Origin of the sequence: Staphylococcus caeli (genome assembly GCF_051413795.1) — a bacterium.
Taxonomy (GTDB): Bacteria; Bacillota; Bacilli; order Staphylococcales; family Staphylococcaceae; genus Staphylococcus; species Staphylococcus caeli_A.
The window spans coordinates 13765-31607 of record NZ_JBOIRQ010000006.1; the positions used below are offsets into that span (position 1 = coordinate 13765).

Sequence of the window (17843 nt, forward strand, 5' to 3'; positions counted from 1 at the left end):
TCCTAAAAAGGCAGCATGCTATATAAAGAATAGCGTGTTGCCTTTTGTTTTTCATAAATTTTTAAAATCTATTTTGCAAACACTGCAAAACGTTTTTGAACATATTTAGGATTGATCGCTTCGTCTACTAATGCTGTAGCAAAATCTGCATAACTAACATTTGTTCCAATGACTTCATCTTCACTTGTTTTATAAGTTCCTGTTTTTTCACCATCAAATTGAAAGTCTGGTGCTGGACTAATAAATGTCCATTGCACATCTTCACGTTGTTTTATTTCATCTAAAGTTTTAGTTTGAGCGAGTGCTGTAGGTTTAAATTGTTCTGGAAAATCAGGAGAATCTACTAATCTCATTGTATGTGCAGAATCAACGAACAAACTACCGGCACCGCCTATGATTAATAAGCGTTGCTTGCTTCCACTCAGTAAATCACTAAGATGTTTTAATGATTTGCTATGTTCTTCTAATTTAGTTGGATCTGGTTGTCCAAATGCATCTATAACTACATCAAATTCTGACAGATCGTCCTTTGTTAAATCAAACAAATCCTTTTGAATAACTTGCTTTGCCTCTGTTTTATTTGTGCTTCTCACAATGGCTGTCACATCTAGTCCTCTACTTATAGCTTCTTTAGTAATGAGTTGTCCTGCTTTACCATTGGCTGCTATTATTGCTACTTTCATATTCATCCCTCTTTCTTGTACTCAAATTAAATACAGGTACAGCGTATACTTTTATTAAAGTAAAGTCAACTGAATAGTTATTCACTTTTTTCGTATTTTGTAGCTGTGATTTAAAAAAGGACATAAAAAAACGCCGTGTCTGATTACACGGCGCTAAACAAAGGGGATGGGAGAAATTTTTCACTTCAAACAAAGGGGTATGTTTGTTATGTGATTAATTTCATGTATACAATATAACACGCTTAAATGTACCTTTCAACCATTTAAATTAAATAAGTTCAGTTTGTCACAAACTTGTCATATTGTAAACGAATACATATATACTAAGCTTTCATTAGCTTTTCAAAAGCGTCTAATTTCTGTTCGAATACTTGGCAAGCTTGTTCAATTGGTTCGGGAGTCGTCATGTCTACACCTGCATTTTTCAGTATTTCAATTGGATAATTTGAACTACCTTTTTTCAGAAATTCATTAATATATCTATCAACAGCTGGTTGACCTTCAGTCAATATTTGATGACTTAAACTTTGTGCTGCACTGTATCCGGTTGCATATTGATACACATAATAATTCATATAAAAATGCGGAATTCTAGACCATTCTTTACTGATGTCCTCATCAGTTTCTACTGACTCGCCGAAATACTGTCTATTTAATGATGCATATTCTTCATTCATACGATTTGCAGTTAATGGTTCTCCCGCTTCTTCTATTTGATGGATTTTATGTTCAAATTCTGCAAACATTGTTTGTCTAAATAACGTTGCACGGAAACGCTCTAGCTCTTGATTTAACAACAATAGTCTTCTTTCATCATCTAAATGTTTGTCCATATAATCACTTAACAACGCTTCATTACAAGTTGAAGCAACTTCCGCAACAAAAATCGTATAATCACTTGAATTAGACGGTTGATTTTTACGACTGAAATAACTATGTGCAGAGTGACCAAACTCATGAACTAATGTATATAGATCAGATACTGTGTTCGACCAGTTTAATAGTATAAATGGATTTGTTAAATGCGCACCTGAAGAATAGCCACCTGAACGTTTGCCTTTATTCTCATATACATCAACCCAACGGTTATTCAAGCCTTCGTGCACAACTTCCATGTATTCCTCACCCATTGGTTGTAATGCCTTTATCATCCAATCTTTCGCTTCTTCATAAGGCATTTCAAATTTCACATCTTTTACTAGTGGTGTATAAAGATCATACATTTTCATATCATCTAACCCTAGTAATTCTTTACGCAATTCTGTATAACGATGTAACAATGGTAAGTATTCATGTACTGTTTTCACTAAATTATCATATACTTTTTCAGGAATATGATTTCTGCTTAAAGCAGCAGCTCTTGCCGAATCATAATTATGTGTTTTTGCGTTGAATACATTTTTCTTAACTTCACCAGCTAATGTAGCACTTAACGTATTATTATATGCACCATAAGCTTTATATAAATTTTCAAATGCAGATTTACGTAAAATACGGTCATCTGATTCTAAACATTTAATGAATGTACCTTGAGTTAGTGAATGGCGTTCACCATCCTTATCAATTGCATCTTCAAATTCTAAATCAGCATTACTGAACATACCATATACATTATCCGGTGTAGATAATGCATCTTGTGCTTCTGTTAGTAATTTTTCTTTATCTGCACTTAAAACATGTGGACGCTTTTCATTAATCAATTTCAAATCAAAGGCATAGCGTTTTAAATCGTCATTTGATTCGATAAATGATTGGATCGTTGCTTCATCAATTTGCAAAATTTCAGGCACTAAGAAGCTCCAACCCGCGCTAAATTTAATAATCAATTGATGTGCACGTGACTCATACCCAGTATATTTATCATTGGCAGTATCTTGGTCCTGCTTAAGATGTGCATATACATAGACCTTTTCTAGCTGTGAACCTAATTCATCTTCTAATGCTAATGCTTTATATAGTGTTTCGGCGTTATCTGCCAAATGTCCTTGAAATTGTTGTTCTTGTCCGAGACTTTGCTCAACTTCTTTAAAAGCTGATTCGAAGGCTTCGTCCGATTCAAATATAGTAGTTAAATCCCATGTATATTCAGGATATTTACGTTCTTGTTCTTCTCTTGTTAATTGTTGTGTCATTTTCTGTAAACCTCCTATAGTTTCAATACTATAATTTTCTCATGTCAGTGCTAATTTTGCACGTCATTACACCCCATCAGACTGTATGAATTTTTGAATTTTTCAAATAAAGCACATGTAATATTGAACGTATCAACCTCATAATCATAGAATTGATTAAATTTAAACACTTTTGATAGTTGCTCTGTGTCAGTATCCTGTGTTCTCATCATTTTTATTAGTTGTAATTGCCAATAAACTGGATGAGACTGCACATACAATTGTTCTGGATAAACAATACCTAAATGACGACATACCCATGATTCAGAAAGTCGACAATTATATATCACGCTGAGACTAGGTTGAAGTACAGAATGACTATTTCTACATCTTTTTAAATATTGTTGTATCGCTTGAGATGTTAATTTGAGATTTTTAAATTCTATGTCAGGTGAATTACGATTAAATAAATCATCAATAAGTTGATAGTCAACAATTTCTCGTAGCGCTATATAGTTAGACCCTCCTAAAAATTGAAAGATATGATATTTAAATAGTTGCATTGTTACGCTATCCCATACAAACAACTGTTGGTTTAAAGCATCAATATAAGTACGTTCATATTTATTTAACTTTAGTATTTTTGTTTTATCATTATACTGAATTCCTTTTGTAATCCATATAACTTTCAAGCCGCAACTGATGAGTCCCTGACTTCGCTTTTTTATATTTTGAATTGTAATTTTAGAAAATTGAACCTATATTGCAAATTTTTGATTGATGATTAAATCAGGATATTGATGACACTTTTTTATAAATGGTTCAATTTGTACATGATGTCCAGTTTCTTTAAAACGGCTTGCAATCATATACTTCACATCATGGTGTTCTATTGTTTCTACGTTATTACAAGCTATATTCCGTTTTTTCAAGTGCGCAAAGTGAGGTATTGTTACCGCACCACTTTTTAAAATAACTTGACTCCTGCAATAAGGACAAATATAAAATGCTTTTCTATGTGCATGCTGTGCACTAACAATTTGATTACCTTCATTTTTCGCAAATAACATCAATCAATCACCTCATAATATTACACGTTTGAATGTGATTAATTACTTCTACTAATCGCAATTTACTTCAATATTCCCACAAAAAAACCATCAAAAGTAATTAACTTTTGATGGCTTCAATAAGCGTAGTTTTTAAATATTATTTCATATTAGGCTATTTATATTAATCAATCGCATTTGAAAAATAACGACGTACTTGAGACGCAACGTTATGGCTCATAATAATCTTGGCATAGTCATTTAAATACACTTCTGATTTGTCAGTAGGATATGCGAACTCAAGTAATTGACTGTAACTATCATTAATTGTTTCTTGATCCACTGTTTCATCGTAATGAACTGCATAATAATATTTGCGATCAATACTATATAATAAATCTTCAAACGCATCTGTTACCGGATTATTATGATGTGCAAAATCAATAACCTCTTCTAAATCGTCAAATTTCACTATAACAGTACGTGTATTTTGTTGTTTATGGTCACTTTGCTCTTGGTTTTGTTTAGCACCTTTTTGTTGTTGACGTTGTTCAAATAAATCTTCTAAACTCTCGTCTTGATCAAATGTTTGTGATAACAATTCATTAACTTGATAATCAAGTTGTTCGTTATCATCATCAGACATATTCATTAAATCTTCGTTTTTAGACTTAGATATAGTAACTTCAACACCTTTTTCAAAAGCGTGAACTTGTATCCATAATGGACCTTCTACAACAAAGTCTTCTTCTTCATTGATTTCTTCCATCATATTCCAGAAGAATTCTTCACCACGTTTGCGATTTGTCCACAAATCTTCACGTTTAAAGCCTCTTGCCTCAATATCACTATATGTTATAAATAATTTAACAGTTGTATCGTCAACACGCTCTATTCTCATATCATCTCACTCCTTACAGTCGATGAATAGTAATCATATTGTATTAAAACCTAGTAAGAATTACAATTGATTTGTTTGATTTATTTTCACTAAATCCTATTTGGTACCTCATCTTAACATATACCATGTTAATAGCCAAAAAAACAGCACTAACTTTAAAGTGCTGTCACAATAATTCCATACATTATTCAATTCATAAACAACTTATTGTCATCACAAACGTTATGATTTGACGTATGTCATTGTTGATTTGTTATGTTTAAAATATAACAAAACCATAAAGCGATTGTCTTATGTATCACTTCATGGCTTGTTTGTTTCATGTATAATTTGTAATTAGTCAACCATACGTTGCGCTTCTTGTAATTGGAACGTACGCACTTTTCTTGGTAAGAAACGTCTAATTTCATCTTCGTTATAACCAACTTGTAGACGTTTTTCGTCTAAGATGATTGGACGACGTAATAAACCAGGATTATCTTGAATAATTGAATATAAATCTTGAAGTGGTAACGCATCAATATCTACATTTAATTTTTGGTATGTTTTAGAACGTGTAGATATAATTTCGTCTGTACCGTCTTCAGTCATTTTTAAAATTTGTTTGATTTCGTCAATTGTTAAGTGTTCTGAAAAAATGTTACGCTCCGTATACGGAATGTCATGTTCTTGTAACCATGCTTTCGCTTTACGGCAAGATGTGCAACTTGGTGAAGTAAATAATGTTACCATACATCTCACTCTCCTATTTTTCATGAATGTAAATTCATTTGATTTCAATATTTATATGATTAAGAAATATTCTGTGAATTCATCTTTCTTAACCTTACAATGAAAGTATACCTTTCCAACATTAAAATTAAATGAGAATTCTCTAATTTTTTTCAAAAAATTTAAAATATAAGAATTTCTCAATAAATTCAACTGAAATATTGATATGACTATAGTTTAACATAACTTACAAATGATTGAAATACTGTTATAATAAAGCTACTGTGTATTAAATTAAATTTTAGAAAGTAGGCATTAAAAAATGGAAACATTATTCTCAGGTATCCAGCCTAGTGGTATTCCAACAATCGGAAACTATATTGGTGCTTTGAAACAATTTGGTGAAGTTCAAGATGATTACAATTGTTTCTTCTGTATTGTTGATCAACATGCAATTACAGTACCACAAGATAGACTAAAGCTTCGTAAACAAACGAGACAACTTGCCGCAATATATCTTGCATCAGGTATTGATCCAGAAAAATCTACACTCTTTATCCAATCGGAAGTGCCAGCTCATGTACAAGCAAGCTGGATGTTAACAACAATTACTTCTATTGGCGAGCTAGAACGTATGACTCAATTTAAAGACAAAGCTACGAAACAAACTGAAGGTGTACCAGCAGGATTATTAACATATCCACCATTAATGGCAGCAGATATCGTTATTTATAATACGAATATTGTGCCTGTAGGTGACGATCAAAAACAACATTTAGAGTTAACGCGTAATTTAGTTGACCGTTTCAACTCACGTTTCAATGATATTTTAGTTAAGCCAGAAATTCGTATGCCCAAAGTTGGCGGACGTGTCATGAGTCTTCAAGACCCAACTCGAAAAATGAGTAAAAGTGACGATAACCAAAAAAATTTCATCTCATTATTAGATCAGCCAAGCGTTGCAGCTAAAAAAATTAAAAGTGCTGTAACAGATTCAGATGGCATTATTAAATTTGATCGCGAGCAAAAACCAGGAATTTCAAATTTACTTTCTATTTATTCTAGTTTAACTGATGAGTCTATTGACTCACTACAAGAAAAATATAAAGAGTCAAATTATGGTGTTTTCAAAGCTGATTTAGCTGAAATTGTAAAAAATTTCTTAACTGAGTTCCAAGAAAAATATGAATACTACTTTAATTCAGAAGAGTTGGATACTATTTTAGATAACGGCAGAGATAAAGCACAACAAGTCTCTTACAAAACATTGAAGAAAATGGAAAAAGCAATGGGCCTTGGCCGTAAAAGATAATATTGCAAATCAATACCATATCAAAAAAGCACACCCTCACGGATGTGCTTTTTTGTTTGCAAACCTAACGTTTAAATCATTATTTTTTCTTTTTACCCGTTTTAGGGTCAATGTCCTTATCAATTTCAACATGTTTAAGTGATGTATCTCCACCAATTTGGTGATAAACCATACCTTTGACTTGTGGATTCGTCAAATGCGCTTCACCTTTTTGATAAATTGGCGCAACTGGTGCTTCTTTTAACATGAGTTCTTCAGCTTTTTTCATTGTTGCATTACGTTCTTCAGGTTTCTTCAATAATTTACCATTAGCGTCTTTAACTAATTTATCGTATTCTTTATTGCCCCATCCTGTATTATTGGAAGTATTACCGGTAGTCATAATACTCAAGAAAGTTAAAGGATCAGGGTAATCTGGTCCCCAACCAGATAATGATGCTTCAAATGTTTCAGCATGTTCTTGATTAATTCTTTGTTTAAATGGTAATTGTTTAATTTTAAGAGTTACACCTGGCAAATTACTCTCAACTTGAGATTTAATATATTCTGCTGAAATTTTCGCATCTGGTGTATCTTCGGTATTCATAGTAAATGATATGTTCTTCTTGCCTAAATCTTTTTTCGCTTTTTCTAAATGTTTCTTCGCAGCTTTTGGATTATAACTTAACGGCGAATCGATTGTATCTGCAAAATCTTTACCATCTGGTGTTTTAGCTGTTAATTTTGATGTAAAGCCATCTGTAGCTTCCGACCCATTATTTTTAACTGCATTTACATAGCCTTCTTTATCAATGGCTTGAGAAATCGCTAGTCGCAAATCTTTATTTTTAAATTCAGGAACATTGTTTCTATTCAATTTAATATAAAATGTACTAGCTAATAAGCGTTTCTTCAAACCAGGATTATCTTTATACTTATCAACTTGGTCAGCTGTGATTGTAGTATCATCCACTGAACCAGTATCATAAAGTGATGCACCAGCTTGTTGGTCTTTTAAGACTTTATAATTTATTCGGTCTAAATGTACATTTTTTTTATCCCAATAATCTTTGTTCTTAACTAATTGCAGTTTATCTTCAACTTGCCATTTTTCTAATTTAAATGGTCCGTTAAACACAGTTTTACCAGCAGTTGTTCCATATTGTTCACCTGCTTTTTTAACTACCTTTTCGTTTTGTGGCATAAATGTACCGAATGCAAACATTTCGTTAATATATGGAATTGGTTTTGTCAATTCAACTTTTAAAGTATGATCATCGAGTGCTTTTACGCCCAATTCATCTACTTTCTTTTTGCCCATATTAATGGCCTCTGCATTTTTCAAATCATACATGATATAAGCATATTCAGAAGCTGTATCTGGATTCACAACACGTTTCCATGCATATTCAAAATCATGCGCTGTCACTGGATCACCATTTGATCACTTCGCATCTTTACGTAATTTAATCGTTAACGTTTTACCGCCATTACTTTCTTTTGGCATTTCTTTGGCTACACCTGGTTGTGCTTTATCATTTTTATCCAATGTATATAAACCTTCATAGATTTGATTATACAAATCAAATGATACAGTATCCGTTGCCAGTGCCGAATCTAGCGTTGAAATATCTTGTGGCAGCACTTTTCTAAATACTTGACCTTTATCAGAATACACACCTTCAGCATTTCCACATCCTGCCAATACTACAGATAATGCAATCAAAATGATAAATAATTTGAATTTATTCATTGTAATCCCCCTTTCCCCTTTTATACTGTTGTCTCTTGTGTTTGTGCTTTTAAAGTTTCTGCCTCTTCATCTGTAGTAAAGACATAATGATTTGGTCGAATTTCATGTAATGTACGTTGATCATTATTAGCTTCATCTTCTTCAAAAATCGTTCTCTTTCTAACTCTTTCACTTTCCGGATCTGGTTGCGGTACAGCTGAAAGTAAAGATTTTGTATACGGATGCATTGGGTGGTTATATATCTCATCAGAACTACCGATTTCTACAATTTTCCCAAAATGCATTACTGCAATTCTATCCGAAATGTATTTCACCATGGAAAGGTCATGCGCGATGAATAAAAATGTAATACCGCGCTCTTTTTGTAATTTTAATAATAAATTAACAACCTGTGCTTGAATGGAAACATCTAATGCAGATATCGGCTCATCTGCTATAATAAATTCTGGTTCAACAGCTAACGCTCTTGCAATACCAATACGTTGGCGTTGACCACCTGAGAATTCGTGCGGATAACGATTGGCATGTTCCTTACTTAAACCAACAGTTTCTAATAAATCATAGACGCGCTTTTTACGATCTTTAACACCCGATGACAGTTTATGAATATCGATACCTTCTGCAACAATATCCATCACCTTCAATCTAGGGTTTAAAGATGCATAAGGGTCTTGAAAAATCATTTGAATTTTTTTATTAAATTTAAGTGAGTCTTTACGGTTTTTAATCTTTTGAATATCGATACCTTCGTATAAGATTTCACCATCTGTAATGTCATTTAATTTGATAATCGCTTTACCTGTAGTAGATTTACCACACCCAGATTCTCCAACAAGTCCAAATGTTTCACCTTTAAAGACGTCGAACGAAATATTTTCAATCGCTCTTACTTCATTGCGTTTACCTTCATTAAAATATTGCTTCAGGTTTTTTACTTGTAATAACAGCTCTTTATGATTCTCCATCGAACGACACCCTTTCTACTTGTTGTGGCTTAGCGTAATTATTCGGCATGTTACGCAAACGTTTTTTAACCATTTCTGGTGGCTCAACATGCGGTGCACGTTCATCAAGTAACCAAGATTTCACAAAGTGCGTTGGTGAAACTTGATACCATGGTGGTGGCGTTTTAAAGTCTATATCTAGAGCATATTGACTTCGTTCAGCAAAAGAATCACCTTTTGGCGGATGTAATAAATCTGGTGGTGTCCCCGGAATGGCTAATAATTCCGTATCCGTTCCTGTTGTTAAGTCTGGCATAGAAGATAATAATCCCCATGTATATGGGTGTTTGGGATCATAGAATATTTCATCTACATCCCCTGTTTCAACCATTTGACCACCATACATAACTGCAACTCTGTCTGCAATATTGGCTACCACACCTAAATCATGTGTAATAAAGATGATGGATGTACTAATCTTTGCTTGTAACTCTTTCATTAATTCTAATATTTGTGCTTGCATTGTTACATCTAATGCCGTCGTCGGTTCATCTGCGATAAGCACTTTTGGCTCACATGCTAATGCCGTTGCAATAACAATCCTTTGGCGTTGACCGCCTGAGAATTGGTGTGGGTATGCATTGAATCTTTTTTCAGCATTTGGTAAACCGACTAAATTAAGTATTTCTAACGCTCTTTTTTTAGCGTCTGCTTTATTGTAGTTTTTATGTTTCATTAGTGGCTCCATAACTTGTTTTCCAATTTTCATCGTAGGATTTAAAGATGTCATAGGGTCCTGGAAAATCATTGAAATATCTCTACCACGTAATTTAATCAATTCTTGTTCTGATTTTTGTGCTAAATCATCACCTAAGAAATTAATTTTTCCTTTTTTAATTCGTCCTGCATCACCTTGGAATAACTTGGTGATTGCTTTCGTCGTCACTGATTTACCTGAACCAGATTCTCAAACAATCGCAAGTGTTTCTCCCTTATTAATAAAGAAATCAACACCTCTAACCGCTTGCACTTCCCCTGCGTCAATATCAAAGGAAACATGCAAATTACTAACTTCTAATACTCTTTCTGACATAATGTTGCCCCCTTAAATTATCTACGCATTTTCGGATCGAATGCATCGCGTAATCCATCACTAAATAGATAGAAGAATAAAATTAATAAACTTAATACTAATGCAAGTATAAATAGTTCATGTGGATGTATTAATAACATCGCTCTACCTTCGTTTACTAGTGAACCTAATGACGTTCTAGGCGCTGGTACACCAATTCCGATAAAGCTTAAGAAAGCCTCGAAGAATATCGCATTTGGTACAGTAAACATTGAAGTTACTACGATGACACCCAATGTGTTAGGTAATATGTGCTTAAAAATTAATTTAGATTTAGATGCTCCTAATGTTTTAGAGGCTAAAACAAATTCTTGGTTTTTCAATTTTAAAAATTCACCACGAACGACACGACTCATACCAATCCAACCAGTAATTGTCATCGCCAATATAATCGTCCAAATCGAAGGCTCGAAGATTAATACGAATAAGATTACTACAATCAAAGTAGGAATAGATGCGACGATTTCAATAATACGTTGCATCACATTATCAATGCGTCCACCAAAGAATCCGGATATGGCACCGTACACGACCCCTATGAAAATATCTAGTAATGCTGCAACCACACCAATAAAGAGTGATACTTGCGCACCTTGCCATGTTCTTGACCATAAATCTCTACCTAGTTGATCTGTACCGAACCAAAAGTTTTCTTTCACGCCTGCCTCTTTATACGCATCAACACCTTGAGCCCCTTCACCATCGAATGGTAGGAATGGTACTTGATCTAACACAGGTATCTTCGCTGGCAAATTACGTCTTTCTACATCTTGTTCCGCATAGTCATGTGAACTTAATAAAGGACCTATTAAAGCTAACAATATAATAATAATGAGCCCTATCATCCCAACAACTGCGAGTTTATTACGTTTCAACTGCGCCCATGCGTCTTGCCAGAAATTCTTACTTTCTCTTTGCATTTCAGGTTCTTTTTCTAAATCATTCTTACTGCGAATAAAATCAGATGCTGGTATTGCTTCTGAGGTATGTGTCATTACTGCATTTGAGTGGTCATCATTGAATTTTACATCTTTTTTATCAGCCATTATTTTTTACCTCCTTGTACACGAATACGTGGATCAATCAAACCATATAGAATATCTACAAGGAATATAGAAACGATAAATAGTGTACTGAATAAAATAGTTGTCGCCATGATAACTGGAAAATCATTTGTAGTTATAGAACGTACGAACTGATCCCCTAATCCTGGAACACCGAATATATTTTCAATGGTTAATGTCCCAGTTAATATACTTGCTAACATCGGTACAATTATTGTTATAACAGGAATTAAGGCGTTTCTAAGCGCATGACCAAATAGTACGCGCATCGTTGAATTCCCTTTCGCACGTGCTAATAGAATATAATCTGAACTTAATACTTCTATCATTTCTGCTCTTATGTATCTTGCTACAGTTGCCAATACTGCTGCAGATAAAGCTAGTGATGGCAACACTGCTGTTGATATCCCTTCCCATCCAGCAACTGGAAACCATTGTAATCTAACTGAAAATACATATTGTAACAATACTGCTAATACAAACGATGGTACTGAAACTGCAATAACTGATATTACGGTCGCACTGTAATCAACCCAGGTGTTTTGCCGAACTGCTGCAATGACTCCTAATATGAGTCCTATAATGACACCAATCACCATCGCTGTTAAGCCCATTTCTAGTGATGGAATCAATCTTGGTTTAATTAAATCCCATACAGGTTGGTTATCATACTGGAATGAGTTACCAAAGTCCCCCGTAACAACATTCTTTAAATAACTTGCGTACTGTACAGGTACAGGATCGTTCAATCCATATTTCTCGTTTAAAATTTGCTTCTGTTCTTCATTTAATTTTTCGTCATTAAATGGTGAACCTGGCATTAGCTTCATTAAGAAAAATGTGATTGAAATAATAATGAATAGCGATAAAAACATATACCCTAAACGTTTCAATACATACTTAAGCATATTTCATCCCCCTTTAATTTCAGAATAAACATTCCCTTCTAAATATTCAGAAATATTTAATAACATTATACGTTTACTTCTTATTTTAATCAATATTGTTTTGCTTTACTTTATTAAAGGAAAAATTTTTTAAAATATTTCCAACACTTTAAAAGCATTGATACAAAAGAATTTATAACTATTTTTATTCATTTATTAGTTATTTTAAGTTACAATAAATATATTAATTAAAGGAGGCCATTTATTTGAAAAAACCTATTCACGTGTTGCTTTGGTTTGTATTCACACCATTACTCACTTTAATATTTTGTCTCTTCACAGCCCAGACACTTGTTCAATATATCAATATTATTTTTTACATAGCTATTACTTTATCTATTTTGAGCTTTATCATTCTCATTGTTCAAGAAGGCGTATTAGATCCAACAAGTTACGGTTTCAGAAGATTAAAATATCAACTTACTAATAAAAAACATAAAGATGCCTTAGAAAATGATGAATTTTTTAAACCAACGCAAGTGAAGAAAACACACTATTTTGTTTCTACTTGGGTTATTACTGCATTTTGTACTAATATTTTTTACGTATTATTATCCATTGTCATATCATTTCTAATATAAAAAGGCTGTAAAGATATTGTTTGAATACAATATCTTTACAGCCTTTTATGATTTCACTTCAATATTTGGATTACGGAAAAGTGCATAATACAATAAAACAAACCCTAACAATACAATGACTGCAACGTATACAGACATCATCCACGGTAAGATAAATGCTCCTATAATTAACCCAAAACGCGCTAAAATGTTTCCACCATAAAATGAAATCATGCTAAATGTGTTGTAGGTACTGCGTTTATCGTCTGGAATCATTAGAAAACGCTGCGCATTTTGAATTGGAGAGTATATCAATTCACCTATAGTAGCTATCATGGAAAATAAACATAAAATCCAAAAAGTGGTTGATGACATTAATATACTATATCCAACTGTATAGAAAACAATTCCTACGATAAAAGCAATTCTTTTTGAAGTTGCATCAACAATTCTATTCACAGTAAATGTGAGCGTTGCCACAACTAATGTATTAACAATCATAATAATTGAAAACATTCGGACACCATCAATATAAAAACCAATAATATAAATAGGTTCAAACGCTTCTTTCAATCTAACTACGACATACGAATTCAAACTTAATTCAGCCATAATAACCATCATAAATCCTATATTTAGCAGCATATAATATTTATCCTTAAGGACCGTATGATAACTATCTATAAAGTGTTTAAATTTCGAAGTAAGATCTTCCCTTTTATTTATAACTTGCTCTACATCATAGTACTTTTCAAATAAGTACCAACTAATGAGCATTGCAATGAAAAATAGTATAAATAGCAAATGTTTGTGTCCTAAGTATAATAATGCGCCTAGTAACATACCGATTGCAGTACCAATATTGAATGTCCAATAATTTAATTGATATACATATTCTCTAACATCTTCATAGATTGCATCCATTATCGCAGCTTCAAATATCGGTTGACTTGCAGCAAACAATAATTCAAATATAAATACGGTTATACAAAAAATGACTAAACCTATACCGTTCATTGTCACAGTAATACTAAGAATAATTAAACATATTGCATACAACCCATGGACATAATTAACGACTTCCTTCCTATTATAATTATCACCAATATATCCACCTACAAAAGACACTACAAAACCTACAATTATATTTGCTATGAGAAAGGTCCCAGCAAATATAGCGTTTATTTTACTTGTTAAATATAATGCCATAAACGGTAAAATCGCTTGGCTCGCAATAACTAAGATGAATTCAGCAATAATTCTAGTTTTCAAAGTTGTCGACAATGTAAAAAATCGTTTCATCTTAATCACCCCACCTCAGCTCTAATAATTTACATTATACACTATTTGTATTTCTAAAATAGACATTTCTCAAAAAATAATTTTAAAATATTAAAAAGTTTCATTTAATTCCTAACTCAAATAATGCTTAATAACACTATAAAAACAAAAAAAGGAACGGAACGATGAAACCAAAAATTTAATCTTTGATTTCATCGTTCCGTTCCTTACATTATTTACATATTATTTTAATTTAAACGCTTAGTCAGCAAACTTTTTTAATACAAGTACTGCATTGTGTCCACCGAAACCTAAACTGTTACTCATTGCATACGTGATATCTAGATCTTCAGCTTGGTTAGGTACAATGTCCAAATCACATTCTGGATCTGGTGTATTCGCATGAATCGTTGGTGCAATACGGCTATCTCTAATAGAAAGCGCAGAGAAGATTGCCTCTAATCCACCTGTTGCTCCTAGTAAGTGTCCTGTCATTGATTTTGTCGAGCTTACTTTTAATGTTGCTGCCGCATCACCAAATGTATTTTTAATAGCTTGAATTTCAGTTAAATCGCCGACTGGTGTACTTGTACCATGCGCATTTAAATATTGAACGTCTTTTGCTTGGATACCAGCGTCATCTAACGCAGCTTGCATAGCACGTGAACCGCCTTCACCTTCTGGAGCAGGCGCAGTGATATGATAAGCATCTCCTGTTGAACCGTAGCCCACTACTTCTGCATAAATTTGTGCACCACGTGCCTTGGCAGATTCTAATGATTCTAATACCACAATACCTGCACCTTCACCCATAACGAAACCATCACGGCCTTCTTGGAATGGACGACATGCTGTTTCTTTATCTTCATTTGTTGATAAAGCACGACTCGCACTGAAACCTGCTAATGCCATATGCGTGATTGGCGCTTCAGATCCACCTGTAATCATTGCATCTGCATCGCCACGTTGAATGATTTTAAATGCTTCACCAATAGAATTTGTACCAGTTGCACAAGCAGTGACTGTTGATCCGTTTGGACCTTTTGCACCTAAATCAATTGAAACTTGACCTGTTGCCATATCAGGAATCAACATAGGTACAAAGAAAGGACTCACACGTCTAGGGCCACGGTTTAATAATTGGCTATGTGAAATTTCAAATGTTTCCATGCCACCAATTCCTGAACCAATCCATACACCAACACGGTCTGCTGTCTTATCATTAATATCAAGTTTAGCGTCATTAACTGCTTCTCTAGCAGCAACTACAGCATATTGAGTAAAGCGATCCATACGGCGCGCTTCTTTTTTAGGTATATGATTTTCTATATCGAAATCTTTTAATTCTCCTGCTAAATGTACATTATAATCTGTTGTATCTATACGTGTAATAGCATCAATTCCGCTTACACCTTTTAAAGCGTTATCCCATGTGGATTTTGCATCGTTGCCTATAGGTGATAATGCACCAATCCCTGTAATAACAACACGTTGTTCTTTACTCATAAATTTATCCTCCTATTTTCCCCATCTTAGTGTGATAGCGCCCCAAGTTAAACCGCCACCGAAGCCAACTAATACTAAGACATCATCATCTTTAATCCTACCATTTTCTAATTCTTGAGCTATACTTAACGGAATAGAAGCTGCAGATGTATTACCAAAACGGTCAACAGAAACACTCATTTTTTCTTTTGGAATACCTAAGCGTTCTCTTGCTGATTCCATTATTCTAATATTTGCTTGATGAGGCACAAACATATCAACATCATCAGCTGTTAAATTTGCTTTAGCTACCGCATTGTTAGATGCTTCACCCATAATTCTTACGGCAAATTTAAACACTTCTCGACCATTCATAAATATTTTTCCATTTTCTGGATTTAAGTATAAATGTTTTGCACCTGAGCCATCAGATCCTAATTCATAACTTAAGATACCGCGACCTTCAGATACTTCACTAATTACAACAGCACCCGCACCATCACCGAATAAAATCGCTGTGGAACGATCTGTGAAATCTGTGATTTTAGATAATTTATCTACACCGACAACTAAAACATTTTTATAGTCGCCTGATTGCACAAATTGTTTTGCGTTAATCATTGAATACATAAAACCACTACATGCTGCAAGTTGATCGACAGAGGCAACTTTGCCTATACCTAATCTATCTTGCAATATATTAGCAACTGACGGGAAAGGATAATCTCCAGTCGATGTTGCGACAATAATCATATCGATTTCTGAAGCCTCTATACCTGCATCCTCAATTGCTTTTAAACTTGCTTGATATGCCATATCAGATGTTTCTTCATCGTCTCTTGCCCATCTACGTTCTTTAATACCAGTCATTTGAGAAATCCATTCATCTGATGTTTCTAAAAATGATTCAAAATAGGTATTTTCTACAACTCTTTCAGGTGCATATGCACCAAAACCTTTAATACCCACGTCCATGGTTGTACACCTTCTTAATTTTAATTTTAATACCAGGTATTAATTTAACATAATACACATTTCAAATACAAGAACTACACCTATTTTTATAGACGAATTATTACAGATTATTATAAATTAAATAGTGTTCAATCACAAAGTAAAAGAATAATGCTCACTTCTGTACTATACAAATGACACTTTATTATTTATAATGAAAGTATATATTTTTAACATTGGAGGCATTACATAATGAAATACCTCGCAGTTTTATTTTGGTCTATTGTCTTATTACAAATGATTAATTTCGTGCTAAATAGCCTAAATGGTGGCGGTGCACTTAATTTCGTAACACCAGTTATTGTCGCTGTTATTATAACAATCGTTGTTTTAGTACTAGATGCGATGATCAAACCTAATAATAATGACACAAAAGAACAACATTAACATGAATCATTTCTAATACAAATTGACTGTCATTGAAGATTTCAAAGTCTTCATTGGCAGTTTTTTGTTGTCTATTAATTTTCCGAGAATTTGCTACCATCCCACTCTATCCAAATGCTATTATCTATAGTTTACAGTCGTTGTTAGGTCAAGCAATTATAATTTATAAATTCGTATTGTTCATGACTCCAGCTCTTATTAAATCTAACACCACTAAAAATACATCCTACAACGTTTTGCTACATTTGTTTCTATTTCTTTAATTGTTTGCCTCATTGATTTAATACCAAATAATCTTTGTATGAGTAATATTTTCATTAAAATAACAGGATTTATAGATGGTCTACCATTATCAAGACAATATTTATCTTCGACAAGTTCATATACAAAATTTAAATCTAATATCGCATCGACTTTACGTTATAAATTATTATTAGAGACTAATTCAAAGATAGAAATCATTTTACATTGATCTCTTTTATCAATTGATTTATTCAACATAATAAACACCACAACAGTTTAATTTACAT

13 protein-coding genes and 4 pseudogenes are annotated in these 17843 nt (G+C 33.2%); 3 read left to right on the top strand and 14 right to left on the bottom strand.

Annotated features, from left to right (window positions below):
* Window positions 1–68 precede the first annotated feature (68 nt).
* The 5 genes and pseudogenes from ACSULM_RS04710 to spxA form a co-directional block, all read right to left on the bottom strand.
* The gene (locus ACSULM_RS04710; protein ID WP_436860960.1) at window positions 69–683 is read right to left on the bottom strand and encodes an NAD(P)-dependent oxidoreductase; all 615 of its coding nucleotides are present in this window, start codon (window positions 681–683) and stop codon (window positions 69–71) included.
* A 323-nt stretch (window positions 684–1006) separates the two neighbouring features.
* Entirely contained in the window at window positions 1007–2815 is a 1809-nt protein-coding gene (gene pepF / locus ACSULM_RS04715; protein ID WP_436860962.1) for an oligoendopeptidase F, read from the bottom strand.
* A gap of 50 nt (window positions 2816–2865) precedes the next feature.
* Window positions 2866–3864: pseudogene (locus ACSULM_RS04720) on the bottom strand (competence protein CoiA).
* Between the two features lie 163 nt (window positions 3865–4027).
* A complete protein-coding gene (gene mecA, locus ACSULM_RS04725; protein WP_436860964.1) occupies window positions 4028–4744 on the bottom strand; it encodes an adaptor protein MecA in 717 nt (238 codons plus the stop codon).
* 336 nt (window positions 4745–5080) lie between these two features.
* Window positions 5081–5476, bottom strand: a complete 396-nt coding sequence (gene spxA, locus ACSULM_RS04730; protein ID WP_002483765.1) for a transcriptional regulator SpxA — start codon at window positions 5474–5476, stop codon at window positions 5081–5083.
* 301 nt (window positions 5477–5777) lie between these two features.
* Between spxA and trpS the strand changes: the two genes are divergently transcribed.
* Window positions 5778–6767 carry a tryptophan--tRNA ligase gene (gene trpS, locus ACSULM_RS04735; RefSeq protein ID WP_436860966.1) on the top strand — a complete coding sequence of 330 codons (990 nt, stop codon included), beginning with the start codon at window positions 5778–5780 and terminating at the stop codon, window positions 6765–6767.
* A gap of 79 nt (window positions 6768–6846) precedes the next feature.
* On the opposite strand, the pseudogene ACSULM_RS04740 reads toward trpS, so the two are convergent.
* The 5 genes and pseudogenes from ACSULM_RS04740 to opp3b all read right to left on the bottom strand — a co-directional run bounded on the left by ACSULM_RS04740 (window position 6847) and on the right by opp3b (window position 12547).
* Window positions 6847–8499 (bottom strand): annotated as a pseudogene (locus ACSULM_RS04740) (peptide ABC transporter substrate-binding protein).
* 20 nt (window positions 8500–8519) lie between these two features.
* Window positions 8520–9464, bottom strand: coding sequence for an ABC transporter ATP-binding protein (locus tag ACSULM_RS04745; RefSeq protein ID WP_436860969.1), 945 nt, complete (start codon window positions 9462–9464; stop codon window positions 8520–8522).
* Window positions 9451–10536 (bottom strand): annotated as a pseudogene (locus ACSULM_RS04750) (ABC transporter ATP-binding protein). Before ACSULM_RS04750 ends, ACSULM_RS04745 begins: the two are co-directional and overlap by 14 nt.
* A gap of 17 nt (window positions 10537–10553) precedes the next feature.
* Entirely contained in the window at window positions 10554–11621 is a 1068-nt protein-coding gene (gene opp3C, locus ACSULM_RS04755; RefSeq protein WP_436860972.1) for an oligopeptide ABC transporter permease, read from the bottom strand.
* A complete protein-coding gene (gene opp3b / locus ACSULM_RS04760; RefSeq protein WP_069994931.1) occupies window positions 11621–12547 on the bottom strand; it encodes an oligopeptide ABC transporter permease in 927 nt (308 codons plus the stop codon). Before opp3b ends, opp3C begins: the two co-directional genes overlap by 1 nt.
* Window positions 12548–12792: 245 nt before the next feature.
* On the opposite strand from opp3b, the gene ACSULM_RS04765 reads away from it, so the two are divergent.
* Complete coding sequence (locus ACSULM_RS04765; protein WP_436860974.1) at window positions 12793–13167, top strand: DUF3899 domain-containing protein; 375 nt, start codon at window positions 12793–12795, stop codon at window positions 13165–13167.
* Between the two features lie 45 nt (window positions 13168–13212).
* On the opposite strand, the gene ACSULM_RS04770 is transcribed toward ACSULM_RS04765, so the two are convergent.
* The 3 genes from ACSULM_RS04770 to ACSULM_RS04780 form a co-directional block, all read right to left on the bottom strand.
* On the bottom strand, window positions 13213–14448 hold the full coding sequence (locus ACSULM_RS04770; RefSeq protein WP_436860976.1) for an MFS transporter: 1236 nt from the start codon (window positions 14446–14448) through the stop codon (window positions 13213–13215).
* A gap of 240 nt (window positions 14449–14688) precedes the next feature.
* On the bottom strand, window positions 14689–15933 hold the full coding sequence (fabF, locus tag ACSULM_RS04775) for a beta-ketoacyl-ACP synthase II (RefSeq protein WP_436860979.1): 1245 nt from the start codon (window positions 15931–15933) through the stop codon (window positions 14689–14691).
* A 12-nt stretch (window positions 15934–15945) separates the two neighbouring features.
* Complete coding sequence (locus ACSULM_RS04780) at window positions 15946–16887, bottom strand: beta-ketoacyl-ACP synthase III (protein WP_436860981.1); 942 nt, start codon at window positions 16885–16887, stop codon at window positions 15946–15948.
* A gap of 231 nt (window positions 16888–17118) precedes the next feature.
* On the opposite strand from ACSULM_RS04780, the gene ACSULM_RS04785 reads away from it, so the two are divergent.
* Window positions 17119–17313, top strand: coding sequence for a DUF2929 family protein (locus tag ACSULM_RS04785; RefSeq protein ID WP_436860984.1), 195 nt, complete (start codon window positions 17119–17121; stop codon window positions 17311–17313).
* Window positions 17314–17544: 231 nt separating this feature from the next.
* On the opposite strand, the pseudogene ACSULM_RS04790 reads toward ACSULM_RS04785, so the two are convergent.
* Window positions 17545–17775, bottom strand: a pseudogene (locus ACSULM_RS04790) (transposase); the annotation flags it as partial.
* Window positions 17776–17843: the final 68 nt, after the last annotated feature.